This is a genomic window from Corallincola spongiicola (assembly GCF_004284785.1).
Taxonomy (GTDB): domain Bacteria; phylum Pseudomonadota; class Gammaproteobacteria; order Enterobacterales; family Neiellaceae; genus Corallincola; species Corallincola holothuriorum.
In genome coordinates this window covers 66,588-92,319 of sequence record NZ_SHLY01000007.1, presented here as the reverse complement: position 1 = coordinate 92,319, position 25,732 = coordinate 66,588, and the positions used below count along the sequence as shown (strand labels likewise).

The window sequence follows — 25,732 nt, the reverse complement described above, 5'->3', positions numbered from 1 at the left end:
AAAGCTCTAGCACTGTTGCAGTGCTAGGCGCCTCTGCAACAAGTGCTTTGCTAATTCAGCGCAACATTACGGCTTGCTGAGATGCACATCCATCTGCGGGAATGGAATAGCGACGCCGGCTTCGTCATAGGCCCGTTTGATCTGCTCATTAAGATCAAAGAAGACCGTCCAGTAGTCAGGGGTATTCACCCAGCAACGTACAGCAAGATTCACCGATGAATCTGCCAGTGCAGCGACGCCAATAGTGAAATCATCATCTAGCACGAGGGCATGTTGCTTCATCACTTGCTCCGCAACACTCTTTGCCTTAGCTAGATCGCTGTCATAAGAAACGCCGATCACTAAATCGACCCGGCGCTTAGATTCACGACTAAAGTTAGTAATCGCACCACCGGTGACCTGTGCATTGGGTACCACAATCACTTTATTGTCTGGCGTTTTTAGTACCGTCGAAAATATCTGAATAGATTCTACGCTGCCCGACTTGCCGCCCGCTTCCACGTAATCGCCCTTATTAAACGGGCGGAAAATAACGATCAGCACACCGGCGGCAAAATTAGATAACGACCCTTGCAGCGCCAAGCCGATAGCCAAACCGGCCGCAGCAATAACTGCCGCAAAAGAGGTTGTTTCAATACCCAACTGAGACAAGGTGACGATCACAGTTAACGTCATCGCCGCGTAGTAAACCAGATTGCCAATAAAACCGACTAACGTCGCTTCTACAGATTTAGCGTTCATCATTTTTTCGACAATATTACGCACAGAGCGGGAGATCAGGCGTCCAACGAAAAAGATGACTAAGGCCAGCACCACATTGGTGATCAATGCTTGCAACATTGGCTGGCTGTCAGTGATCAAGACTTCAATTTGTTCCATGGGAGTCATTCCTTACTTTTGATTCTTATACGTCTCTCTGAATATGAGACCCCTGTACAACTCTTCCCAGGCGATCCGCCCCATAGTGTGAGCTAGAATCGGCCATAAAAAAACCCGCCTAACGGCGGGTTTTTAAAAATGCTAAAAACAGTTCAATTACAGAACGTCAATCGCATTCAAGTCAGCAAATGCTTTTTCCAGGCGAGTAACCATGCCAGCCTGACCAGCACGCAACCATACGCGAGGATCGTAGTGCTTCTTGTTAGGTGAATCGTCACCATCAGGGTTACCGATCTGGCCCTGCAAGTAAGCTTCTTTCTCTTTGTAGTAATCCATCACACCTTCCCAAGTAGCCCACTGGGTGTCAGTGTCGATGTTCATCTTAATTACGCCGTAACCGATAGACTCTTGGATCTCTTCTTGAGTAGAACCAGAACCGCCGTGGAATACGAAGTTCAAAGAGTTAGCAGGCAAACCATGCTTCTCTGAAACATATGCCTGAGAATCACGCAGGATGGTTGGAGTCAGAACAACGTTACCAGGCTTGTATACACCGTGTACGTTACCGAAAGACGCTGCGATAGTGAAACGTGGGCTAACTGCGTTCAGTTTCTCGTAGGCATAGTCTACTTCTGAAGGCTGGGTATACAGCAAAGAAGTATCCATGTCTGAGTTATCAACGCCATCTTCTTCACCACCAGTACAACCCAATTCGATTTCCAGGGTCATGCCGATTTTGCTCATGCGCTCAAGGTACTTGGCACAAGTTTCGATGTTTTCTTCCAGGCTCTCTTCTGACAAGTCGATCATGTGCGAGCTGAACAGAGGCTTACCAGTTTCTGCGAAGAACTTCTCGCCAGCATCTAACAGGCCGTCGATCCAAGGCAGCAATTTCTTAGCAGCGTGGTCAGTATGCAGGATAACTGGAACACCGTAAGCTTCAGCCATCTGGTGAACGTGCTTAGCACCAGCAATAGCACCCAAGATTTGCGCTGTTTGACCTTCGGCTTTCAGACCTTTACCAGCGAAGAATGCAGCACCGCCGTTAGAGAACTGAACAACAACAGGTGCTTTCACCTTTGCTGCCGCTTCCAAAACACCGTTTACAGAGTCTGTGCCTACACAGTTAACAGCAGGCAGAGCAAAGTTGTTTTCTTTAGCGATGGCGAATACTTTCTGAACATCATCACCGGTAACAACACCAGGCTTTACAACGTCAAAGATCTTAGACATAACAAATTTCCTAATTGAGATACGTTTTCTTAGTGTTCCAAATTGTGACTCAGTTCCATCACTTATGGTTTGCTAACAAATGTAGCAGGAACACAGCAAAAGGCGGGTAAACAACACCCGCCAGCTTGAATTAACCTTTCGCGCGCTCTTCCAGCATTGCTACTGCTGGCAAAGTTTTCCCTTCAACAAACTCAAGGAAAGCGCCGCCGCCAGTAGAGATGTAAGAAACATCTGCTTTAATACCGAACTTGTCGATAGCAGCCAATGTGTCACCACCACCAGCAACAGAGAAGCCTTCGCTCTCTGCAATTGCTTTAGAGATAGACAGTGTACCTGCTTCGAAGTTCTTGAACTCAAAAACGCCGACTGGACCATTCCACAAAATAGTCTTGGCATTCTTCAGGATCTCAGCCAGTTCAGCAGAGCTGTTAGGACCAAGATCGAAAATCATGTCGTCGTCAGTCACTTCACTCACGTCTTTAATTTCTGCTTCAGCATTTTCGTCGAATGCTTTGGCACAAGCAACATCAGTAGCAACTGGGATAGAGCACTCTTTCATCAGCTTTTGCGCTGTAGGGATCAAGTCAGCTTCATAAAGTGACTTACCTACATTGTGGCCAGAAGCCGCGATGAAAGTGTTAGCAATACCACCGCCAACAACCAGTTGGTCAGCAATTTTAGACAGTGACTCAAGTACTGTCAGCTTGGTAGATACTTTAGAACCACCAACGATAGCCACCATTGGGCGCGCAGGCTCAGCCATTGCTTTGCCTAATGCATCCAACTCACCCGCCAACAAAGGGCCAGCACAAGCAACAGGCGCATACTGAGCAACACCGTGGGTTGAACCCTGTGCACGGTGAGCCGTACCAAAGGCATCCATCACGAATACGTCACACAGTGCAGCGTACTGCTTTGCCAGACCTTCTTCGTTCTTCTTTTCGCCTTTGTTAAAGCGAACATTTTCCAGAACAACCAACTCGCCAGCTGCAACGTCAACGCCTGCCAAGTAGTCTTTTGCCAAACGTACTGGTGCTTTAACAGCGTCCGCAAGGTAGTTAACAACAGGCTGCAGTGAAAACTCTTCAGCGTATTCGCCTTCAGTTGGGCGACCTAGGTGAGAAGTCACCATCACTTTTGCACCGGCTTTCAGGGCAATTTCGATGGTAGGCAGTGATGCTAGGATGCGCGCATCCGAAGTCACTTTGCCATCTTTCACAGGTACGTTGAGATCTGCACGGATCAGGACGCGTTTACCGGCCAGATCCAGATCAGTCATTTTAATAACAGACATGGTGATTCCTCTATGTTCGACTGAAGTTAAGCGAATTGGGTTGAGTTTGGGAGACCGCATTCATTATAGACCGACATGTATCAATCATCCGGTTTGCGAATCCCCATTCGTTGTCACACCAAACTAGTAATTTGATCAAATGATGGTGGCTGACTCGTGTTTGCGTTCCATCCACAATCGATGAGTGTGGATCATGATTAAAGTCAGCAGAAACCAAAGGTTCGTCAGTATAAGACAGGATTTGGGAGAATTCTCCCTTAGCTGCGCTTTGTAGTAATTGATTTACATCACGGATCGATACTTTCTTGTGAACTGTAACCGACAAGTCCATCGCAGTCACGTTAATCGTCGGCACTCGCACGGCAATTGCCTCAAATCGACCCGCGAACTTAGGCAAGATCCGCTCCACTCCCACAGACAACTTGGTATCAACAGGAATAATGGAGTGGCCAGCGGCGCGAGTTCGACGTAAATCCGGATGATAGGCATCAATGACGGGTTGATCATTCATCGCCGAATGGATAGTCGTGATCGCGCCAGATTCGATGCCAAACTCATCATCCAATAGCTTGATCACAGGCACGATGCAGTTGGTGGTACAAGAACCGTTAGATACGATCCGATCTTCGGCCTTCAATACAGCTTCATTAACGCCCCAAATAACGGTGGCATCAACGTCTGCTTCGGTACGGGCAGGTTGCGAAAACAAGACCTTTTTCGCGCCAGCAGCAAGATGTTGCTCTGCGTGTTCACGGCGATTAAAGCTACCGGTACATTCAAACACCACATCAATAGCCAACTCATCCCAGGGTAGCTGAGAGATATCGGCCTGCTGTAAGAGTTGAATATCATCATCACCCACCCGCAAAGTCGTCTGTTCCAATTCTACTGAACAGTTAAAACGACCATGGGTAGTGTCATAGCGAGTTAAGTGAGCAATGGCGTCAACATCAGCCAACTCATTAATCGCTACCACCTTAATATCTTGTTCGCCACGCTCATAAAGTGCACGCAGTACACTGCGCCCAATACGGCCATAGCCATTTATCGCAACTCTTATCGTCATACCACAGTCTGATAGGTGCAATTTAAGAAGAGATATAAAAAGGCGAGCCTAAGGCCCGCCTTTAATATCGAGTGGAATTAGCCCAGTAACTCGCGGCAATTTTCCAAAACATTTTTGGTGGTGATACCAAACATCTCGAACAACTGATCCGCAGGAGCGGACTCACCGAACGTTGTCATACCAATCACCCGACCATTCAGGCCAACATACTTGTACCAGTAGTCGACTATTCCGGCTTCAACGGCGACGCGGTTACTTACCGCAGCAGGCAATACAGCTTCTTTATACGCTGCGTCTTGGGCGTCAAACACGTCCGTTGATGGCATTGAAACGACACGCACCTTACGGCCTTCTGCAGTCAACGTGGCATAGGCTTCAACTGCGAGTTGAACCTCAGATCCGGTAGCAATCAGGATAAGCTCAGGCTGACCTTCACAATCCTTCAACACATAACCACCGCGGGCGATATCAGCAACCTGCTGTGGGGTACGATCCTGATGAGCCAAGTTCTGGCGAGTAAAGATAAGGCTAGTAGGCCCCTCTTTACGTTCAATCGCCGCTTTCCAAGACACAGCTGATTCAACCGTGTCACATGGACGCCAGTTTTCCAGATTAGGTGTCATACGCAAGCTGGAAATCTGCTCTACTGGCTGGTGCGTCGGACCATCTTCACCCAAACCGATAGAATCGTGGGTATAAACAAAGATGCTACGCTGCTTCATCAACGCGGCCATACGTACCGCATTACGAGCGTATTCAACGAACATTAAGAAAGTGGCACCGTAAGGTACGAAACCTTTGTGCAGAGCAAGACCATTCATGATGGCTGACATGCCAAATTCACGCACACCGTAAAAGATATAGTTGCCGTCAGCATCATCAGCAGTGAGGCCTTTCGCCCCACTCCACAATGTCAGGTTAGAACCCGCAAGGTCGGCTGAGCCGCCCATGAATTCAGGTAATAATGGGCCATAAGCATTCAGGCAGTTCTGACTTGCTTTACGGGTCGCAATGACTTCGCCTTTGGCTTGCAGGTCAGCAATGTACTGATCTGCTTGCGCTGAGAACTCAGCAGGCAGGTCACCCTTCATGCGGCGCTCGTACTCAGCGGCTAACTCAGGGTGCTCGCCACGATAAGCAGCAAATTTGTCATGCCAAGCGGCTTCTTCGGCCTGACCCGCATCTTTCGCACTCCACTGCTCGTAGTGATCAGCAGGGATCTCAAATGCACCATGCTTCCAACCAAGGAATTCACGTGATGCAGCGATCTCTTCATCGCCTAATGGCGCACCGTGACAGTCGTGGCTACCAGCTTTATTCGGCGAGCCGTAACCAATCACAGTCTTACAACAGATAAGGGTTGGCTTGCCAGTTTCTGCACGCGCCGCATCGACTGCTGCTGCAATCGCTGCAGCATCATGGCCATCAACCGCTGGAATAACGTGCCAGCCGTATGATTCGAAACGCTTGGCCGTGTCATCGGTAAACCAGCCTTCAACTTCACCGTCAATTGAGATGCCGTTGTCATCCCAAAATGCAATCAACTTACCTAGACCCAAGGTGCCAGCCAATGAACAGGCTTCATGGGAGATACCTTCCATCAAGCAACCGTCACCGAGGAAGCAATAGGTGTAGTGGTCAACCACATTATGAACACCACGGTTAAACTGCGCGGCCAATGATTTTTCTGCGATCGCAAAACCAACCGCATTGGTGATGCCCTGACCCAGTGGCCCGGTGGTAGTTTCTACACCCGGCGCATAACCATATTCAGGGTGACCAGGGGTTTTAGAATGCAATTGACGGAAGTTTTTCAAATCATCAATTGAGAGGTCGTAGCCTGTGAGGTGTAACAGGGAATACAACAACATAGAACCGTGGCCGTTGGATAATACGAAACGATCGCGGTCAACCCATTCAGGATTAGTTGGGTTGTGCTTCATATAATCGCGCCAGAGAACCTCCGCGATATCAGCCATACCCATAGGTGCGCCGGGGTGACCCGACTTAGCTTTTTGTACACCATCCATGCTCAGTGCACGGATTGCGTTGGCAAGATCACGACGAGAAGGCATCGAATACTCCCAGCTCTATAATTTGAAGTGTCTGAAAAAATGGACGCATATTGTCAATGTTTCTGTGTACATTAGCAACGAAATTCTACGCCTCTATATATGTAATCTATTATTTACGTTTACACGTACAACAAAGCGGTTATGCGCTTTTTTTACGATCGGGGCTAGCACATTTGCAGCTCTCTTGGTTAGAATAGACGTCTAGACGTTCATACATATATAAGTCTATCTATCTGGATGACACCCATGGCACAACATTTATTTACCTCCGAATCCGTTTCTGAGGGGCACCCCGACAAAATCGCAGATCAGATCTCTGATGCTGTTCTCGATGCAATTCTCGAACAGGACTCTATGGCACGCGTAGCCTGTGAGACCCTGGTTAAAACCGGCATGGTGCTAGTGGCAGGCGAAGTCACTACTGAAGCATGGGTAGATATCGAACAACTGGTACGTGATACCGTTCGAGATATTGGCTATGTGCACTCAGATATGGGCTTTGACGCTGACTCCTGTGCTGTCGTTAACGCTATCGGTAAACAATCGCCTGATATCGCTCAAGGTGTTGACCGCGGTGATCCTCGCGAGCAGGGGGCTGGTGACCAAGGCTTGATGTTCGGTTACGCCAGCAACGAGACTGATGTCCTGATGCCTGCGCCAATTACTTATGCCCACCGCCTCGTAAAGCGTCAGGCTGAAGTACGTAAGAACGGCACACTTCCTTGGTTACGCCCAGACGCTAAAAGCCAGGTAAGTTTTGTTTATGAAAACGGCAAGCCTGTTGGCATTGATGCTGTGGTGTTATCGACACAGCACTGTGACAGCGTCAGCCAAAGTGACCTGGTAGAAGCGGTTCGCGAAGTCATTATCGATCCGGTATTACCCCGCGAATGGCTAAACGACAAGACCAAGTACTTCATCAACCCCACCGGTCGCTTTGTTATCGGTGGCCCGATGGGTGACTGCGGCTTAACTGGCCGGAAGATCATCGTTGATACTTACGGTGGTATGGCTCGCCACGGTGGCGGTGCGTTCTCCGGTAAAGATCCGTCAAAAGTTGACCGTAGCGCCGCTTACGCTGGCCGTTACGTGGCAAAAAACATTGTTGCTGCTGGGTTGGCTGAACGCTGTGAGATCCAGGTAAGTTATGCCATTGGCGTAGCCGAACCGACCTCTATCAGCGTCGAAACCTTTGGTACAGGTAAAGTGGCTGACGAGCTGTTAGTTAAACTGGTTAGAGAACACTTTGACCTGCGTCCATATGGTCTCACTGAAATGTTAGATTTAGTGCAGCCTATCTATAAAGAAACCGCCGCTTATGGTCACTTTGGCCGTGAGCAGTTCCCTTGGGAGCAGGTTAATAAAATAGACGCTCTGCGCGCCTCTGCAGGCTTATAATTGACTGACTAAATTTGCCGCACCCGTGTATTAGCCCCCCCCACAAAGTGCTGTGGGTGCCATGCACTTGCGGCAAGGCTCACCCCGCGTAGTGTTTTGGGTGTACCGTTCATCCTGAAAATAAAGGTAAGCGAAAGCTTGCCTTTTTTGTTTATACTGCGTTGATTGATCACGTAAACTGGCTTCGCTTTCTTCGCTCTGCTTTTCAGTATCGTTTGGTCAGGATAAGAGTTACATCATGCGCAACATTCGACTATTTCACCCAGAACCGCTGACCTCTCCGTCAACGGTCGAGCTAAGTAGTGATGCCGCGGGTCACGTGGCGCGCGTACTCCGAATGCGCCTCGGCGATCCGGTGACGCTTTTTAATGGCGACGGTCATGAGTATCTTGGAACACTCAGTGTTGTCGACAAGCGCAATGTGTCAGTGCAGATACAGCAAGCTCACCCCGCAGATCGGGAAAGCCCACTTGCGATCCACTTAGGCCAAGGAATAAGCCGTGGTGAAAAGATGGATATCACAATACAGAAGTCAGTCGAGTTGGGCGTACAAGAGATCACACCACTGATTACCGAACGTTGCGGCGTCAAGCTCAACAATGAACGCTGGGAGAAGAAAGTCGCACATTGGCAGAAAGTGGCTATCAGTGCCTGCGAACAGTGTGGCCGCAACAGAGTGCCGCGTATCAATTCGCCCCAGCCGCTCTCTGACTGGTTGGCCAGAACAACTGACGCCACTCGTCTCACTTTGCATCCTCATACCGATACCAGCTTTAGCAACATGGCGGCGCCTGGGGATCAGGTAGAGATACTTATCGGCCCCGAGGGCGGACTCTCCGAGCAGGAGATTACCGTCGCTGAGCAAGCGCAATTTTTTACCGTCAAACTCGGTCCTCGCATATTACGAACAGAAACCGCGGCGTTGGTTGCTATCAGCGCTTTGCAACTCAGATTTGGTGACTTGGGATAACAGAATGACTATTACCGTCGGTATCGTGATGGACCCCATCACAGATATAAATATCAAGAAAGACAGCAGCTTTGCCATGCTAATGGCGGCACAGGCGCGGGGTTGGCAACTGCGCTATATGGAGATGGCCGATCTTTACCTCGACCAAGGCAAGGCCTACGGCAGAATGGCACCACTGCAAGTACAGCAAGATGCAGAGAATTGGTTCACTTTGGGCGCGGCCGAAGAGTTACCGTTGACGGAACTTGATGTGGTATTGATGCGCAAAGACCCCCCCTTTGATACCGAGTATATCTACGCCACCTACATGCTAGAGCGAGCCGAAGATGAAGGTGTACTCATCGTCAATAAGCCACAAAGCCTGCGCGATGCCAACGAAAAGCTGTTTACTGCTTGGTTTCCCGAGTTAACCCCCCCTACGCTAGTCACCCGTCGAGCTGACAATATTCGTCGTTTCTATGCCAAACATGACGACATTATTCTAAAGCCGCTGGACGGCATGGGCGGCGCTTCGATTTTCCGGATCAAACCCAACGATCCAAACCTAGGGGTGATCATCGAAACCCTGACGGAACATGGCCAACGCTACTGTATGGCGCAAGCGTTTATTCCAGACATTAAAGATGGCGACAAACGGATCCTGATGATCGATGGTGAACCAGTCCCCTACTGCTTGGCGCGTATCCCCGCCAAAGGAGAAACCCGTGGCAACCTCGCCGCTGGCGGCCGAGGTGAAGCGCGGCCTCTGAGTGAAAGTGATTGGCGTATTGCCCGTGCTGTCGGACCGACGTTAAAAGCCAAAGGGCTGATCTTTGTTGGCCTGGATATCATTGGTGAAGGGCTGACTGAGATCAACGTCACCAGCCCAACCTGTATTCGTGAAATAGAAGCGGCATTCGATATCGATATTGCTGGTCAGTTAATGGACGCCATTGCGCAGCGAATAGCCAACTAACCCTTTTTCAATATGGCGGCTAAGGAATTATGGCCGCCTTAGCTGAGTTTTACGCCAGCAACTGCCATAATAATAGTGTCTGTAGTAACCGAGTGAAATGTATGGAAAGTCTGCGCGATCACCTGCTTATTGCCATGCCGTCGCTGAAAGATCCGTTTTTTTCACGCAGCGTCACCTATATCTGTGAGCATGATGACAAAGGGGCGATGGGTCTCATCATTAACCAACCCGCGCCCATCACCGTTAGCGAGCTACTCAAGCAGGTTGAACACCTTGACTTGGATGACCTGCCTGAAACCACCCGCCAACGCAAAGTCTTTTCCGGTGGACCAGTCAGCCCTGAGCGTGGTTTCGTCCTGCACTCCGCCCAGCACGGCTGGACCAGCAGTCTGAAGGTCAGTGACCAAATCATGGTGACCACCTCGAAAGATATTTTAACCGCCCTGGGCACAGACAAAGCACCGGAGCAATATATCATCACTCTTGGCTACTCTGGCTGGTCTGAAGGGCAGCTCGAAGAAGAGTTGGTTCGCAACAGTTGGCTCACGATCCCCGCCGATGATGAACTGATTTTTAGTACCCCAGCGGATCAATTATGGGAAGCGGCAGCCAAACGGCTGGGTGTCGACATTTGGAATATCAGCCCAGAAATAGGTCATGCTTAATGGGTTCACAAGCGGCACAAAGAACCCTGCTGGGCTTCGATTTTGGCACGGGTAGTATCGGTGTGGCCATCGGCCAAGAGCTGACAGGTACCGCATCACCGCTGCCCGCGCTGAAAGCCAAAGATGGTATACCAGACTGGGATCAGCTCAAACGTCTAATCGAGGAGTGGCAACCCGATCTATTAGTGATTGGCCTACCACTCAACATGGATGGCACAGAGCAGTGGATAACCGCCAGAGCCAAAAAATTCGCCGGACGATTACATGGCCGCTTTGGCACACCGTTTGAGATGCAGGATGAACGCCTGACGACGGCAGATGCAAAAGAAAGATTGTTTGAGCTGGGTGGCTATCAAGCACTCCAAAAAGACAAAATTGATAGTGTATCGGCAGTACTCATCATCGAAAGCTACATGCAACGAGCCTATCAGTAGCTGAAGGGAAGCCACGAGCCTAATCAACTTCACAACTTCACGTTTCTTAATATTGTCTGGTGCCGATATCCGTTAGCATATACTGAGCTTCTTGATAGCAAGCAGTATCGTAGCGCAACGGATTTGGACAGCAGTTGAATGGCAAGCCAAAATATTTGTACCGCACTGATTTTGATAAGCCTGTTATCGGCGTGTTCCACTAAACCCCAAGCAGAGCTTCCCCAAGCAACACTCAATTACGAAGCCTTAGATGATGGCTCAATTAAGTTTGTTTACACGCTACCATTTGCCACTCCCACCCTGAATACCAAGAAGAAACGTCAGCAACCTCAAGGGGGGCAATACCGCAGCCTGCGCGAATCACAATCCCCCGTAAACGCAGCTTTAACCGGTATCACAGACCCTGAAATGGAAGAGCAAGCAGAGGTCGGGCTGGATAGCGCATTAGACGAGCAGCAACTCTGTTTCGAATCGCTAACTATTAAGCAACGGCGCTGGACCACCGCAGGCTATCAACTAACCGGATTATGTCGTTAACCTATTTTGTCACACCCAAATATCTGTCTTTGATTTGCTGCCACTCATCCGTATCTATCAAGTTCAATATTTGTTGGTTTAACAGTTCTCTGGTGGGATCATTTGGCGGTAACGCAATACCATAATCCTGGCGCAGGAATGTTTGCGGCAACACCCTCAATTGATGGGCAAAATTCGCGTTAATTTCATATCGTAGAATCGGCAAGTCATACACCATGGCAATCACCTTGCCATCTGCAAGTAGCTTTAAGCCCTCTTCAACGGATGCCACTTCTTCATGGCGAACAAACTGTTCATGCAGATAGATGGAACTGGTGCTGCCTTTAACAGAGACCACCGGTTCACCATACAGATCATCAATACCAGTAATGGACTGTTCCAATTGCCCCACCGTTAAAGAGGTGGCGATGGCCGCAGTAAATCCGGAAATAATGATGATACTGGCAAACATCCAGATTAAACCGACAATCCGTCCCAGCAGGGATTTTGGCGCTTTATCTCCATACCCTACAGTGGTCATCGTTACTGCTGACCACCAAACACCCGCTCCAACCCCTTTGATTGGCGCAACAGAAAACTGCTCATTGTGTTTACGCTCTGCCAACCAAACAACCACTCCGACAATGGTAAGTACGGCTAGCAAAGCACCTGCCGCTTTAATAAATGGGCCGGAGAAGAGAGCCTTGACCGCACTTATCCAACTAACCGACTGGCTTTTCGCCACAGCGATACCTAATCCAGAAGTAAGAAAGGGGTGGGTAAAGTCAACGGATTGTTCCCGCTCTGCGGTGATGGTTAGAGCAGCGGCAGCAGCAGAGATCTCGCTACGCGAGGCCGCCAACAGCATCTCATCGATCTCCATCTCTCTAAACTCAAGTTGAATACCAGATTGATCAGCAATATGACGAACCAGTTCGATCGTAATGCCATGCCAACCATCTCCGGTTTTAATAGCGAAAGGCGGGGCGTCACGTGTCGCTATCACCAAGGTTTTCTGTTGCGCGGTTACCGCATCAGCACTCACTTCCGCAGCAGCCGATGGCACCCAAACAGCACAGCCTATAAGTACGGAGACAAACCAAATCCAAGTGCTTACACCACGGCTTAAACGATCTCTATCCATCTTGCTATCCCCTTCCCTTTCCTGCCCGCAGCGGTGGACAAAAGAGTAGAATTTATAAGTTATTTATATCAATAGCTTATGACAATAGCATCGTCAATTAACCAACCTGGCATTTAGCATAAAAAAAGCCCCGAGATTAATCTCAGGGCTTGTTAATAGTTCTACTAAATTGATGTGGACTAAAAATCGTCATCATCGTTGTCGAGCGTCACACCATCGAGGAAGCCGGAGCCGCCACCGGGTTCATCGCCCTGCAGTTTGATCATTAGACGTAGATCATTAGGCGAATCAGCATAATGTAGCGCATCAGCGTAACTGATTTCACCTGCCTGATAGAGGTCAAACAGTGCCTGGTCAAAGGTCTGCATCCCCTGCTCACGGGACTTGGTGATCGTCTCTTTAATCAGATGCATCTCGTTCCGACGAATATGCTCACCAATCATCGGCGTATTCAGCAAGATCTCGATCGCCGCTCTACGGCCGTTGCCATCACGACGAGGCACTAGCTGCTGTGCCACGATGCCCCGCAGGTTAAACGACAGATCAAACAGCAACTGGTTGTGTTTCTCGGTTGGTGCCAAATGCATAATACGATCCAACGCTTGGTTCGCGTTGTTAGCGTGCAAAGTAGCAAGGCACAAGTGACCGGTTTCGGCGAAACTCAGGGCGAACTCCATGGTTTCCATGGAGCGGATCTCACCAATCAGGATCACATCCGGCGCCTGACGTAAGGCACTTTTTAGCGCGGCATCAAACGATTCCGTATCCAGTCCCACTTCCCTTTGCGTCACCAAGCTTTTTTCATGCTGATGAACGAATTCAATAGGATCTTCAATGGTCAAGATATGACCGCGGGAGTTGCGATTTCGATGCCCGAGTAGTGCCGCCAACGAGGTTGACTTACCGGTACCGGTGGCACCCACGAACAATAATAAGCCTCGCTTCGCCATCACCGTCTCTTTCAGCGTAGGAGGCAACCCCAACGAGTCAGGGTCGGGGATCTGGGTTTCAATCTTACGACAAACCATACCCGCGCTATCACGTTGCCAGAAGGCACTGATACGAAAACGACCAACTCCCGCTAGCGGGATGGCGAAATTACACTCGCGCTCGTCGTGAAATTGCTGTTTCTGCTTCTCGGTCATCGCGCTTTCAACGATCTCAAGCGCACGCTCTTTACTCAGCGGTGTTTCCGCCAACGGCGTCATTTCACCATCAATCTTGGCACTGGGTGGAAAGCCAACGGTAATGAAAAGATCCGACGCCTTTTCATTACTCATTCTCGTCAGCAGTTGATTCAGCAGCATCACCTACACTCCCTTAGATAGCGTTCTTGTCATGAGCTTTCAGACGCGCATCATCCGCAGTAACAATACCGCGACTAACCAAGCCCTGCAGACACTGATCCAATGTTTGCATGCCATGGGCCATACCCGTCTGGATCGCCGAGTACATCTGCGCCACTTTATCTTCACGGATCAGGTTACGGATCGCTGGGGTACCGATCATGATTTCGTGGGCGGCGACTCGACCACCACCCAGTTTTTTCAATAGTGTCTGGGAGATAACCGCACGTAATGATTCTGACAGCATTGAACGTACCATCGCTTTCTCTTCCCCAGGGAATACGTCAACAATACGGTCAATAGTTTTAGCGGCAGAGGTGGTGTGCAATGTACCGAATACCAAGTGGCCGGTTTCTGCAGCGGTCAATGCCAAACGGATGGTTTCAAGGTCACGTAATTCACCCACCAGAATAACATCCGGATCTTCACGCAACGCAGAGCGCAGTGCGGCGTTAAAGCTATGGGTGTCGCGGTGCACTTCACGCTGGTTGACCAAACACTTTTTGTTGTCGTGAACAAATTCGATAGGATCTTCGATGGTGAGAATATGGTGATGTTTGTTGTCATTGACGTAATCGATCATCGCCGCCAGCGTCGTCGACTTACCAGAGCCGGTCGGCCCGGTCACTAACACAAGGCCACGAGGCAGATCAGAGATCTTCTTAAAAATCTCTGGTGCACCTAAGGTCTCCAGAGTCAAAACTTCCGTCGGAATGGTACGGAATACAGCACCAGCGCCACGCCCCTGATTAAATGCGTTAACACGGAAGCGAGCCAGATTAGGCACCTCAAATGAGAAATCCACTTCGAGATGTTCTTCAAATTCACGGCGCTGCTTATCATTCATGATATCGTAGATAAGTGAATGAACTTCTTTATGTTCTAATGCCGGCACATTGACTCGACGTACTTCACCATCAACACGGATCATCGGGGAAACACCGGCGGACAGATGTAAATCTGATGCATTATGCTTAACAGTAAACGCCAGTAATTCGGTAACATCCATAGCCTAGCTCCAGAAGGTATCGGTAATTAAATTCTTATGAGTGACTTAACAGTTCGCCTGCAGAGTTCGCAACAGCGCATCAATGCAGCCTGTACAGAGGCTGGTCGAGAGGCAGATAGCGTTACGCTATTAGCCGTCAGTAAAACCAAGCCTGCCGCAGCAATCCTCGAAGCAGTCGCTGCCGGACAGCGCTGTTTTGGTGAAAACTACGTACAGGAGGCGGTCGACAAAATAGTCGCCATCGCCAACCCGCAGCTTGAATGGCATTTCATCGGTCCGATCCAGTCAAACAAAACCCGCTTATTAGCAGAGCACTTTGACTGGGTGCAAAGTGTAGACCGTATTAAGATAGCCAAACGCCTTAGCGAACAACGTCCGAGCCACCTTACGCCGTTAAAAATTTGTATTCAAGTCAATATAAGTGACGAACCTCAAAAGGCCGGGATCTCGCTTGAGGCCTTACCAGACTTGGCTCAACAGGTCACAGAATTACCTAACTTACAGCTTCGCGGGCTGATGGCGATCCCCGCTGATGTTGATGACTATCAGGCTCAGCGCGCGCAGTTCAAGCGGCTAAATACTGCTTTTATCAATTTGCAGCAACACCACCCAGAATTAGACACCCTATCCATGGGGATGAGTGGCGATCTGGAGGCTGCCATTGCCGAAGGTGCCACCATGGTTCGCATCGGTACGGCGATATTTGGGGCTCGCGCACCCAAATAGCCGCCACTGTTTCATAATGAACACGCACAATCGAATTAGCGATCAAATAAGGATCCAGAGATGTTTGACCAGCAGGAAAAAGTTACCTTCATTGGCGGCGGCAACATGGCCCGCAGTATTATTGGCGGTCTGATCAAGCGCGGCTACCCCGCCCATTTAATCACGGTCACCGCCCCGACGGACAGAACCCGTCAACGGATGGCCGATGATTTTGGTGTGAATACCGCAGAAGATAATGCCAAAGGTGCGAAAGAAGCTGATGTGGTGGTGCTGGCAGTCAAGCCACAGCTATTAGACATTGTTTGCGAACGCTTGGTCGCCGATATGGGCGGCCACGGTGATAAACTCTATCTGTCTATTGCCGCCGGCGTCACTGTTGACACCCTGCAAGCCTATCTTAGCGGTGCTCCGCGTATTGTCCGCACCATGCCTAATACACCCTCATTATTGGGGCTTGGCATGACAGGGTTGTACGCCCCTGCAGGCACGAAGCAGGATGATAAACTGTTCAGTCAATCGTTAATGGCCGCCGTCGGTAAAGTGGTCTGGGTGGAAGAAGAAGCCGGTATCAATCATGTTATCGCTGCGGCGGGTAGTGCTCCGGCCTATTTTTTCCTATTCATGGAAGCGATCCAAACTGAAGCTGAAAATATGGGCTTTGATGCTGAGACGGCACGCTTACTGGTGCAACAAACCGCCCAAGGTGCGGCGCAGATGGTCACAGAAAGCGATCTTCCCATATCCACATTGCGCTCGCAGGTAACATCAAAAGGCGGCACCACTGCTGAAGCTCTGAGAACTTTTGAAGAGGGCGAGTTGTCTACCTTAGTTGCTAAAGCGATGCGAGCGGCGGTTGCCAGAGCAGAAGATATGGCTAAACAGTTTTAGTCATCGAATCACTTAAGTTATCGGTGCTTGTAGTTTAGGCTGTTGCCAAGTGCAGGCATTTTCATATTTGGGAGAGTCATTTTATGGCGAGTCAATCCGCCTTTGTATTTCTAATCGATATCCTGTTCAATCTATACCTGATGGTAGTGATTTTACGGGTATGGTTACAGCTGGTCAGGGCTGATTTCTACAACCCATTCTGCCAGTTTGTAGTGAAAGCCACTCATCCTGTGGTGGGACCATTACGCCGGGTACTCCCCGCCATAGGACGATTAGATACTGCCAGCTTAGTATTTGCGCTGGTCATCGCCTGTGTCAAAGTCGTGGTGCTCGCTCTTATTGCCAAAGTACCGTTTGATGCCTTGTTTATTCTGATGGCGGGCGGCATCACTTTGGTCAAGGAGATCTTCTCCATCGTCTTCTATGTGCTGATTTTACGCGCTATTCTGAGCTGGGTAAGCCAAGGGTATAACCCCATCGAAGCGGTGATGGCGCAACTAACAGAACCAATGTTGGCACCGATCCGCCGAATTATTCCTCCCATGGGCGGACTGGATCTGTCGATGTTGGTACTGATTATTGCCCTGCAGTTTCTAAAGATATTACTGTTTGGCGGCAGCATGTTCTGATGCAAGCTGTCACTCGCACCACAGAAAGCCTTGAGCTGCGACTCTATGTGCAGCCCAAGGCCAGTCGTGATAACTGGCAAGGCATTCATGGCGATGAAATCAAACTGGCTATTACTGCCCCGCCTGTAGATGGTAAGGCCAATAGCCACTTGATTAAGTTTCTAGCAAAACAGTTCCGGGTCGCTAAAAATCAGGTACAACTGCTAAAAGGTGCAACCGGTCGACATAAGCTTTTGCGCATATTGCAACCACAGCAGATCCCGCCGCAGATAGCCGCACTGCTGACTAACGAAATCAATTAACCACTTCTATACTAACTACTAATCATCTGCACTAAGCACTAATCATCTGACTAAGGTAACCCATCATGCTGCGCCAAAAACTTTACCGTGGACTCGGCTCCCTACTGTTACTACTGCTAGCGATCACCAGCCAATCCGCCTTTGCCAATGTAGAGAAATTCGGCGACATACACGTGCATTATGTAGCGTTCTCCAGCACATTTTTAACCCCAGCGATTGCTAAAGCTTATGGTATTACCCGAAGCCGCACCAACGGGCTGGTGAATATCTCAGTACTCGATACTGGCAAAGAGGGGAGCCCTGCTGTTGCCGTTAAGATCAAAGGGGAAGCACGAAATTTAATAGGCAATCAAGTGACACTTAAATTTAAAGAGATCCGTGAAGAAAGCGCCGTCTATTACATCTCACCGATAGCGTACAGCAACGAAGAAACTTTCCGTTTCGAGATTGAACTCACCCATGACGACGGCACAGTCAATACGGTCAAGTTTCAACAAAAATTTTACGCCGATTAGGCCAATACAGTCCCGCTTCCCGCACTGCTGATACCGTTGGGTGTCAGCAAGCCATGCTGTACAATGCGCAGCAACTGTCGCTAATCAGGTTCGCTGCTCATGCAAAAAATCGTTCTCGCCACCGGCAATCAGGGCAAAGTCAAAGAACTCAATCAAATGCTTGCCGGGTTACCGTTTGATGTTATCGCGCAAAGTGCATTCGATGTGCCTGATGTCGCAGAAACCGGCACCACCTTTGTCGAAAATGCCATCATCAAAGCACGCCACGCGGCAAAAATCACCGGCCTACCGACTATCGCCGATGACTCCGGATTGGAGGTCGACGCTTTATTTGGCGCGCCGGGGATCTACTCTTCCCGCTATGCTGGCGAGCCGTCCAACGACAGCAACAACATAGATAAACTGCTGCTCGAGCTGAGTGGTAAGCCAGCTGCCGAGCGCAAGGCCCGCTTCCAATGTGTTCTGGTTTATATGCGCCACGCTGATGACCCAACACCAGTGATCTGCCAAGGTACATGGCAAGGGGAGATAGCTGTAGCGCGTCAAGGAGAGCAAGGCTTCGGTTATGATCCCGTGTTCTGGGTACCTACCGAACAGTGCATGGCCGCGGAACTTAGCAAGCAACGAAAGAATCATCTCAGTCACCGTGGTCAGGCGTTAAAGCAACTGTTGGCTCAACTCACTCAAGCCTAATCAGGCTGCAATTCGGAAACATATTGTGCAGACACTGCCGCCTCTCAGTCTTTACGTCCATGTCCCTTGGTGTGTGCAGAAGTGCCCCTACTGCGACTTTAACTCCCACGCACTCAAAGGCGGTGTACCGGAAGCTGACTATGTCGATGCGTTACTCGCCGACCTGACGCAAGATCTACACTACGTGCAGCAACGCGAGCTAACGACTATTTTCATCGGTGGTGGCACCCCTAGCCTACTGTCAGCCGAAGCGATCGAACGTCTATTACAAGGTATCGCAAAACGTATCCCGCTTGCCGATGATTGTGAGATCACCTTGGAGGCCAATCCGGGGACAGTGGAAAGCGACAAATTTGCACAATTTCAACAAGCAGGGATCAATCGCATCTCTATTGGCGTGCAAAGCTTTCAACCACAAAAACTACAAGCGCTGGGCCGCATCCATGGTCGTAACGAGGCAATTAATGCAGCACAAATGGCACAACAGGCCGGATTACAAAGCTTTAATTTGGATCTAATGCATGGCTTACCGGATCAATCGGTTGCCGATGCGATAGCCGACCTAACCCAAGGCATCGCCTTAGCTCCCCCGCACCTGTCTTGGTATCAACTAACCATTGAGCCAAACACCCTTTTTCACAGCCGTCCACCCACCCTGCCTGACGACGACATCCTATGGGATATCTATGAAAAGGGTGATGAAAAACTGCGGCAGGCTGGGTATCAGCAATACGAAGTATCGGCTTATTTCAAGTCAGACAGCCAGGTGGATTACCGCTGCCGTCACAACTTGAACTACTGGCGATTTGGTGACTACCTGGGGATAGGCTGTGGTGCCCATGGCAAGATCACTTTACCTGTCGAAGGGCGGATTATTCGCACCAGCAAGATTAAACACCCGAAAGGCTATCTTGAAGCCAGCAACGGCTACCGACATCAAACACAAGCAATCGCCGTTGCAGATCTACCGTTTGAATACTTTATGAATCGACTCAGGTTATTTGAAGCTTTTCCGCAGAACGAATACAGTAAACTGACTGGACAGGCGATGAGCCAGATTGAACCCATTCTCGCCAATGCCGAGGCGCAGGGGCTGCTGAGTTTAACTGAGGAAAGTATTCAGTTAACTGCCAAAGGCCATCGTTACCTCAACAGCTTATTAGAGATGTTTTTACCAGAGTAAAAGCAGGTAGATCAGTCGCTGATGCAGAAAGCTGTCGGCAGTTTATTGTAGGCTTCCGCACTGCAAGCCTGATATTGTCAACATTATCGCCATGAGGCATCGAGTGTAGTATTAAAATGGACTTCCTATTTATGACCCGACATATGCGTAAATTAAAGCTTCTGCTGGTCGCCGCTTCCCTGATTTCATTATTGTCGGCCTGTGAACCAAAACCTGAGCCACCAACACCTGTTATCGATACCAGCGTAGAACCGACAGATGCCAAACAAGCGGCATACAACACTGAAGTGAATAAGCTCATTGACGAACTCTATATGGCTCAACTTGAGCGCAGTCCGGAGATGCTCACCATACTTGGCATCAAGCAAGATTATGACAAGTGGGATGATCGTTCAGAAGAGTATGCCGCGCAAACACAGCTGCTATATCAAGAACACCTGAGAAGAGTGCAAGATATCGACAGTAGTGAACTGGTAGGTGAAACCGCCCTCTCCTACCAGCTGTTCAAGCAATACCTGCAAGATAAAATCGATGACTACAAATGGCGCTACCATAGTTACCCTGTCGAGCAGATGGACGGCTTGCAATCACACGTACCGTCTCTGTTAATCAATCAACATACCGTCACCAGCGAAGAGGATGCCCTCGCCTATGTTGCCCGTCTTTATGGGGTACCGGGGCTGTTTGAACAGCTGCTGGCGCAACTGAAAAAACGCGAAGAGCTCGACATCATCATCCCCAAATTTATTATTCCACTGGTGATCAGTGACAGTCAGAGCTTACTCACCGGCGTGCCGTTTGAAGAGGCTGACCAAGACAGCACCCTGTTCGCCGATTTCAAAACTAAGTTATTGGCACTCGATCTGGATGATGAACGCGAACAAAAACTGCTGGATGCTGCCGCATTGGCTTTGACAGAGCATGTTGCCCCGGCCTACGAAAAGCTGATCGCTTACCTGCAACAACTAGAGAACAAAGCGGATAATCATGCGGGCGTGTGGAAGCTTCCAGACGGCGCGCAGTTTTATCAAAGTACACTACATTTCCATACTTCAACGGACCTCACTGCCGAGCAGATACATGAGATAGGGCTGCAAGAGGTAGCGCGTATCCACACCGAAATGCGCCAGGTGATGCTGAAAACAGGTTTCACCGGATCATTACGGGAGTTTTTCCAGTTCATGCGCGAAGATCCTCGTTTCTATTATCCCAACACCGATGAAGGGCGCGCGGCATATCTGCAAGAAGCCACGGCACTGATTGATAATATGAAAAGCCGTTTAGACGAACTGTTCATCACTCAGCCGAAAGCCGATCTTAAGGTCAAGGCGGTCGAGCCGTTTCGCGAGAAGACCGCCGGTAAAGCATTTTACGAAGCGCCTTCACTAGACGGTAGCCGGCCCGGAACCTATTACGCCAACCTCTACCAAATGAGCAATATGCCCAGCTATCAGATGGAAGGCCTCGCCTACCATGAGGGGATCCCGGGGCATCATATGCAACTGGCGATCGCGCAAGAGCTAGAAAGTTTGCCGCTGTTCCGTCGCTTGGGTGATTACACCGCTTACATTGAAGGCTGGGGACTCTATTCCGAGCTACTGCCAAAAGAGATTGGCCTCTATCAGGACCCTTATTCCGACTTTGGCCGACTGGCGATGGAACTATGGCGAGCCGCCCGTCTAGTGGTTGACACCGGGCTACACGAAAAACGTTGGCCCCGCGAACGAGCGATCGCCTACCTTGCGGAAAATACGCCTAATGCACTCAATGACGCGGAACGCGCTATCGACCGTTATGTCGTCATGCCCGGTCAGGCCACCAGCTACAAAATTGGCATGATTAAGCTGCTTGAACTGAGAGAAAAGGCCAAACAGGCACTCGGAGAAAAATTTGATATCAAAGCCTTTCATGATGTCATTTTGACCCACGGCGCTTTACCTTTGAACGTGCTGGAAACTCAGGTAGACAGCTTCATTGAGCAAAATCAAAAGTAACCGATTGGAACCGCTTTACCGTCACATTTAAAGCTGATAATTTGGCCTCTTGTCCAAGGAGGCCAGTTTAGTGAAGCAGGAAGCGAGCCATTCATCAGGGTTATCATCACTGACCCGATCATCATCTCTGAATATCGAATCACTCGAACTGTCTGAGATCCGTCTGCAGCAACTGCATCTCTACGTAGATAATCACCAGCACGATCGTCTGCTGGCGCCCATGCTTTCATTGATCACCGGCTCGGTACTAAGCGTCTGGGTCAGTTGGCAGGTGGCCGCACTATGGATGCTGATCTCTTTTCTGATCACCCGCAATTATCTGCGGGTCTACAGTAACTTCAAAAAAAGCGCACCGCAGGCAAAAGATGCCTATCAATGGGAGCGGCGTATCGCCATGGCCCATGGTTTACATATGCTGCACTGGGCTGGACTATCGATGTGGGCCTGGCAACCCGGTAACTTCGCCAACCATATCTTTATCGCCATGATCGTCATGGGCTTGATGTCCGCCACCACCGCCATGAGCTCGCCTTCAAAACGTCTGTTTCTGCTCGATATGCTGCCCATCATCATTATTGCATGCACACGACCATTATTTGAGCAGGGGCTGCTCTACAACTCGATGGCCGCACTCAGTGTTTGCTTCTCTATTTTAATGATCCATGTCGGCCTGCAGATTCACCAGAACCTACTGAAAATGCTCTGTTTACAGCAGGAGCGTAAACAACTGATGATGGAACTGGAGAACATGGCCACCACCGATGCTCTGACTGGTACCAGTAATCGTCGCGCCTTTATGACCTTCGCACGCGAAGAGGTAATACGTAGCCAACGTTATCAGCACCCCCTGAGTCTGTTAATGATCGACATAGACCATTTCAAGCGCGTAAATGACAACTTTGGCCACGCCATGGGTGATCAGGTGATCCGCGTGGTTGCTGAGATAATCAGCGAAGAGTGCCGTCATTCAGACCGTGTCGCTCGACTCGGCGGCGAAGAGTTCGCCCTGCTATTACCCGAATGCGGGATCTGCCTGGCGGAAGTAACCGCAGAGCGCATCCGCCAGCGCATAGCTCAAACCTTGGTATCCCACGGCGATCAGGCCAGCAATATAACGATCTCTATCGGCGTCGCCGAACTGACCGCGGCGCAACGAGATATCGATTCATTGCTGGATTTAGCCGACAAACGGCTATACCGGGCAAAGCAAGCTGGGCGTAACCGGGTGGAAACAGCCTAACCAGATAGCAAATCTCTCGCCGACTTGCCCTGAGTCAAAAAAAAACGCAAAGTGACCTCGCTGCTATCATTCGAGGTCACTATGTACAACTTCAGCCACTTTTCTCGCCGTACCTGTCTGACACTTTTCGCATTAAGCCTGAGTTTACCGCTGCAGGCAGAGATGCTTTCAGTTGATCGCATCTTCAGCGATCCCTCGCTATCCGGCACTCCTCCGAAAAAACTTCAACTGGCTCCCGATGGCTCACAAGTCAGCTTTATTCGCCCCCGCGAAGATGATTACAACGCTTACGATTTATGGAGTTACCATCTGGAAACAGGTAAAACCGCTAAGTTAGTCGATGCAGCAGAGTTAACCGGCGGCGCTGAAACACTATCGGATGAAGAGAAAGCACGCCGCGAGCGTCAACGTATTTTCGGTAGCGGTATTTTGGAATACCAATGGTCTCCAGACAGCAAAACACTGCTATTCCCCCTCGCTGGTGATCTCTACCTTTACCAATTAACGGAGCAAAAGTCGCTCCAACTGGTGAAAACTGACGCGTTCGAAACAGACGCTAAAGTCAGCCCCAACGGCAACTACGTTAGCTTTGTTCGCGATCAGGATCTGTACTTGGTTAACCCTGTCACCGCAGAAGAAACCCGCGTCACGACAGACGGCGGGGGCACCATTAAGAACGGCATGGCAGAGTTCGTTGCGCAAGAAGAGATGGGGCGAATGACCGGCTACTGGTGGTCACCGGATGAAACCAAGCTCGCTTTTATTCGTGTAGATAACAGCTCGGTCGACCGCGTAGTGCGCAGCGAAATCTACGCTGAAGAGATCAAACAGATAGAACAGGCCTACCCTGCCGCCGGTCGCCCCAATGTCAGCTACAAACTGGGTATATATCAGCTCAGTGACAAAACCACACAATGGATAGATCTTGGCACTGAAGTCGATTTTTACCTGCCCCGCGTGCGCTGGAGCAGCACCAGTGAGCAGTTAAGTTATCAATGGCAAAACCGCAGCCAACAACTGCTGAAGTTAATGCTCGTAGATACTAAAACCGGTAACCAACGAGAAGTACTGCGGGAAACCTCCAATACCTGGATCAACCTGCATAATGATCTGCGTTTTCTTAAAGATGGTCAGCATTTTATTTGGGCGTCAGAGCGGGATGGTTATAAGCACCTCTACCTCTACACCATGGAAGGAAAACTACTGCGCCAACTTACCCAAGGGGATTGGATCGTCGATAAACTCGAAGCCATTGATGAAACCAAGGGCCTCGTCTTCTTCACCGGTCGCAAAGATTCCCCACTGGAGAAGCACCTTTACTACGTCGCCTTGAGTGGCGAACCAAGAATCAAAAGAATTACCCGGTCGCGCAGCTACCATGATGTCGCGTTTGCTAAAGATGCCAGCCACTATTTAGATACATCCTCCACCGTAAACATGCCTCCACAAGTCAGTTTGCATCAAACTCTCGGCAAACAGGTGGCTTGGATCGACGAGAATCGCCTCAATAGCCGTCATCCACTGACGCCTTATCAAGATCAGTGGTCCCGTCCCGAGTTTGGTGTTTTAGACGCCGAAGATGGGCAAGAGATGCAATACCGCTTGTTCAAACCAGTCAACTTTGACCTATCACGCAAGTATCCAGTGATTGTTCGAGTGTATGGCGGCCCTCACGCACAACGCGTCGTCAATAAATGGAGTTGGCAAAATCTATGGACGCAGGTGATGGTGCAGCGCGGGTTTCTGGTATTTGAGCTGGATAACCGCGGCTCATACAACCGCGGAAAAGCGTTTGAAGATCCTATCTATCGTCATCTCGGTAAAGTCGAACTGAAAGACCAGATCAGAGGTGCGCAATATCTTAAATCATTGCCTTATGTCGACGGTGACCAGATCGGTATCTTCGGTCACAGCTACGGTGGCTATATGACACTCATCAGTATGTTCGAGGCGGGTGACATATTCGCCGCAGGTGTCTCTGGTGCGCCGGTGACAGACTGGCGGCTATACGACACCCACTATACCGAACGCTATCTCGGCCACCCGGCGGGAAATGGTAAAGGCTATGATGCCTCAGCTGTGTTCCCGTATGCGCCCCAGCTTAAAGGCCCGCTGTTGATCTACCACGGCATGGCGGATGACAACGTGCTGTTTACTCATAGCACCAAACTTTACAGCCAGCTGCAACAAGCGATGCTGCCGTTTGAGATGATGAACTATCCGGGCAAGAAGCACTCAATCCGCGGCAAAGAAACCCGCATTCACTTGTACCGAACGATACAACAGTTCTTTGAACGGCACTTAATGCCGGAGCTGTAGCAAATAACATAGACCCCTCACCCTAGCCCTCTCTCCTTGGAGAGAGGATCAAACCTAGTAAGAGAGTCATCTGCTAGGCTCAGCTGTGTCTGTTTCGTCAAAATACACAAACCCGATGCTCGGACGATAAACAACAACCAGTTACAAATTCCACTGCGCAAAACAGCAGTAAAACCAGAGCAAACCTTGCTCTGTGACCAACATTTCGGCAACATGCAGCCTCAAATAAGAAAAAAATAATATAAATCATCCTCTCCAG

24 protein-coding genes are annotated in these 25,732 nt (G+C 49.8%); 16 read left to right on the top strand and 8 right to left on the bottom strand.

Annotated features, from left to right (window positions below):
* Positions 1–66 precede the first annotated feature (66 nt).
* From EXY25_RS16240 to tkt, 5 genes are all read right to left on the bottom strand, one after another.
* Complete coding sequence (locus EXY25_RS16240; RefSeq protein WP_130567679.1) at positions 67–879, bottom strand: mechanosensitive ion channel family protein; 813 nt, start codon at positions 877–879, stop codon at positions 67–69.
* A gap of 156 nt (positions 880–1,035) precedes the next feature.
* The gene (fbaA, locus tag EXY25_RS16235) at positions 1,036–2,112 is read right to left on the bottom strand and encodes a class II fructose-bisphosphate aldolase (protein ID WP_114339112.1); all 1,077 of its coding nucleotides are present in this window, start codon (positions 2,110–2,112) and stop codon (positions 1,036–1,038) included.
* Between the two features lie 130 nt (positions 2,113–2,242).
* The gene (locus tag EXY25_RS16230; protein ID WP_114339111.1) at positions 2,243–3,406 is read right to left on the bottom strand and encodes a phosphoglycerate kinase; all 1,164 of its coding nucleotides are present in this window, start codon (positions 3,404–3,406) and stop codon (positions 2,243–2,245) included.
* A gap of 10 nt (positions 3,407–3,416) precedes the next feature.
* Positions 3,417–4,472: an erythrose-4-phosphate dehydrogenase gene (gene epd / locus EXY25_RS16225; RefSeq protein ID WP_114339110.1), complete on the bottom strand. Its 1,056-nt coding sequence runs from the start codon at positions 4,470–4,472 to the stop codon at positions 3,417–3,419.
* Positions 4,473–4,549: 77 nt separating this feature from the next.
* Positions 4,550–6,547, bottom strand: a complete 1,998-nt coding sequence (gene tkt / locus EXY25_RS16220) for a transketolase (RefSeq protein ID WP_114339109.1) — start codon at positions 6,545–6,547, stop codon at positions 4,550–4,552.
* A gap of 246 nt (positions 6,548–6,793) precedes the next feature.
* Between tkt and metK the strand changes: the two genes are divergently transcribed.
* The 6 genes from metK to EXY25_RS16190 all read left to right on the top strand — a co-directional run bounded on the left by metK (position 6,794) and on the right by EXY25_RS16190 (position 11,506).
* Positions 6,794–7,945 carry a methionine adenosyltransferase gene (gene metK, locus EXY25_RS16215; protein ID WP_130567678.1) on the top strand — a complete coding sequence of 384 codons (1,152 nt, stop codon included), beginning with the start codon at positions 6,794–6,796 and terminating at the stop codon, positions 7,943–7,945.
* Positions 7,946–8,183: 238 nt separating this feature from the next.
* Positions 8,184–8,915 carry a 16S rRNA (uracil(1498)-N(3))-methyltransferase gene (rsmE, locus tag EXY25_RS16210; protein ID WP_130567677.1) on the top strand — a complete coding sequence of 244 codons (732 nt, stop codon included), beginning with the start codon at positions 8,184–8,186 and terminating at the stop codon, positions 8,913–8,915.
* 4 nt (positions 8,916–8,919) lie between these two features.
* On the top strand, positions 8,920–9,870 hold the full coding sequence (gshB, locus tag EXY25_RS16205) for a glutathione synthase (RefSeq protein ID WP_130567676.1): 951 nt from the start codon (positions 8,920–8,922) through the stop codon (positions 9,868–9,870).
* Positions 9,871–9,971: 101 nt separating this feature from the next.
* On the top strand, positions 9,972–10,535 hold the full coding sequence (locus tag EXY25_RS16200) for a YqgE/AlgH family protein (RefSeq protein WP_114339219.1): 564 nt from the start codon (positions 9,972–9,974) through the stop codon (positions 10,533–10,535).
* The gene (ruvX, locus tag EXY25_RS16195; protein WP_114339105.1) at positions 10,535–10,969 is read left to right on the top strand and encodes a Holliday junction resolvase RuvX; all 435 of its coding nucleotides are present in this window, start codon (positions 10,535–10,537) and stop codon (positions 10,967–10,969) included. Before EXY25_RS16200 ends, ruvX begins: the two co-directional genes overlap by 1 nt.
* Before the next feature lie 138 nt (positions 10,970–11,107).
* The gene (locus EXY25_RS16190) at positions 11,108–11,506 is read left to right on the top strand and encodes a hypothetical protein (protein WP_130567675.1); all 399 of its coding nucleotides are present in this window, start codon (positions 11,108–11,110) and stop codon (positions 11,504–11,506) included.
* A gap of 1 nt (position 11,507) precedes the next feature.
* On the opposite strand, the gene EXY25_RS16185 is transcribed toward EXY25_RS16190, so the two are convergent.
* The 3 genes from EXY25_RS16185 to EXY25_RS16175 all read right to left on the bottom strand — a co-directional run bounded on the left by EXY25_RS16185 (position 11,508) and on the right by EXY25_RS16175 (position 14,984).
* Positions 11,508–12,629 carry a transporter substrate-binding domain-containing protein gene (locus tag EXY25_RS16185; RefSeq protein ID WP_130567674.1) on the bottom strand — a complete coding sequence of 374 codons (1,122 nt, stop codon included), beginning with the start codon at positions 12,627–12,629 and terminating at the stop codon, positions 11,508–11,510.
* A gap of 179 nt (positions 12,630–12,808) precedes the next feature.
* Positions 12,809–13,936, bottom strand: coding sequence for a PilT/PilU family type 4a pilus ATPase (locus tag EXY25_RS16180; protein ID WP_114339102.1), 1,128 nt, complete (start codon positions 13,934–13,936; stop codon positions 12,809–12,811).
* A gap of 13 nt (positions 13,937–13,949) precedes the next feature.
* Positions 13,950–14,984, bottom strand: coding sequence for a type IV pilus twitching motility protein PilT (locus EXY25_RS16175; protein ID WP_114339101.1), 1,035 nt, complete (start codon positions 14,982–14,984; stop codon positions 13,950–13,952).
* A gap of 36 nt (positions 14,985–15,020) precedes the next feature.
* Here EXY25_RS16175 and EXY25_RS16170 point away from each other — a divergent pair, with 36 nt between their 5' ends.
* The 10 genes from EXY25_RS16170 to EXY25_RS16125 all read left to right on the top strand — a co-directional run bounded on the left by EXY25_RS16170 (position 15,021) and on the right by EXY25_RS16125 (position 25,473).
* On the top strand, positions 15,021–15,710 hold the full coding sequence (locus EXY25_RS16170) for a YggS family pyridoxal phosphate-dependent enzyme (RefSeq protein ID WP_114339100.1): 690 nt from the start codon (positions 15,021–15,023) through the stop codon (positions 15,708–15,710).
* A gap of 60 nt (positions 15,711–15,770) precedes the next feature.
* Positions 15,771–16,598 (top strand): pyrroline-5-carboxylate reductase, encoded by an 828-nt coding sequence (gene proC / locus EXY25_RS16165; protein WP_130567673.1) that lies wholly within the window; start codon positions 15,771–15,773, stop codon positions 16,596–16,598.
* Between the two features lie 83 nt (positions 16,599–16,681).
* A complete protein-coding gene (locus EXY25_RS16160) occupies positions 16,682–17,227 on the top strand; it encodes a YggT family protein (protein ID WP_114339098.1) in 546 nt (181 codons plus the stop codon).
* The gene (yggU, locus tag EXY25_RS16155) at positions 17,227–17,529 is read left to right on the top strand and encodes a DUF167 family protein YggU (RefSeq protein WP_130567672.1); all 303 of its coding nucleotides are present in this window, start codon (positions 17,227–17,229) and stop codon (positions 17,527–17,529) included. Before EXY25_RS16160 ends, yggU begins: the two co-directional genes overlap by 1 nt.
* Before the next feature lie 65 nt (positions 17,530–17,594).
* The gene (locus tag EXY25_RS16150; RefSeq protein WP_130567671.1) at positions 17,595–18,044 is read left to right on the top strand and encodes a DUF4426 domain-containing protein; all 450 of its coding nucleotides are present in this window, start codon (positions 17,595–17,597) and stop codon (positions 18,042–18,044) included.
* 99 nt (positions 18,045–18,143) lie between these two features.
* Positions 18,144–18,737: an XTP/dITP diphosphatase gene (locus tag EXY25_RS16145; protein WP_130567670.1), complete on the top strand. Its 594-nt coding sequence runs from the start codon at positions 18,144–18,146 to the stop codon at positions 18,735–18,737.
* Between the two features lie 25 nt (positions 18,738–18,762).
* Positions 18,763–19,920, top strand: a complete 1,158-nt coding sequence (gene hemW / locus EXY25_RS16140; RefSeq protein ID WP_130567669.1) for a radical SAM family heme chaperone HemW — start codon at positions 18,763–18,765, stop codon at positions 19,918–19,920.
* A 143-nt stretch (positions 19,921–20,063) separates the two neighbouring features.
* The gene (locus tag EXY25_RS16135) at positions 20,064–21,914 is read left to right on the top strand and encodes a DUF885 domain-containing protein (RefSeq protein ID WP_130567767.1); all 1,851 of its coding nucleotides are present in this window, start codon (positions 20,064–20,066) and stop codon (positions 21,912–21,914) included.
* A gap of 70 nt (positions 21,915–21,984) precedes the next feature.
* A complete protein-coding gene (locus EXY25_RS16130) occupies positions 21,985–23,154 on the top strand; it encodes a GGDEF domain-containing protein (RefSeq protein WP_114339093.1) in 1,170 nt (389 codons plus the stop codon).
* A gap of 81 nt (positions 23,155–23,235) precedes the next feature.
* Positions 23,236–25,473: a S9 family peptidase gene (locus EXY25_RS16125; protein WP_130567668.1), complete on the top strand. Its 2,238-nt coding sequence runs from the start codon at positions 23,236–23,238 to the stop codon at positions 25,471–25,473.
* The last annotated feature ends 259 nt before the right edge of the window (positions 25,474–25,732 follow it).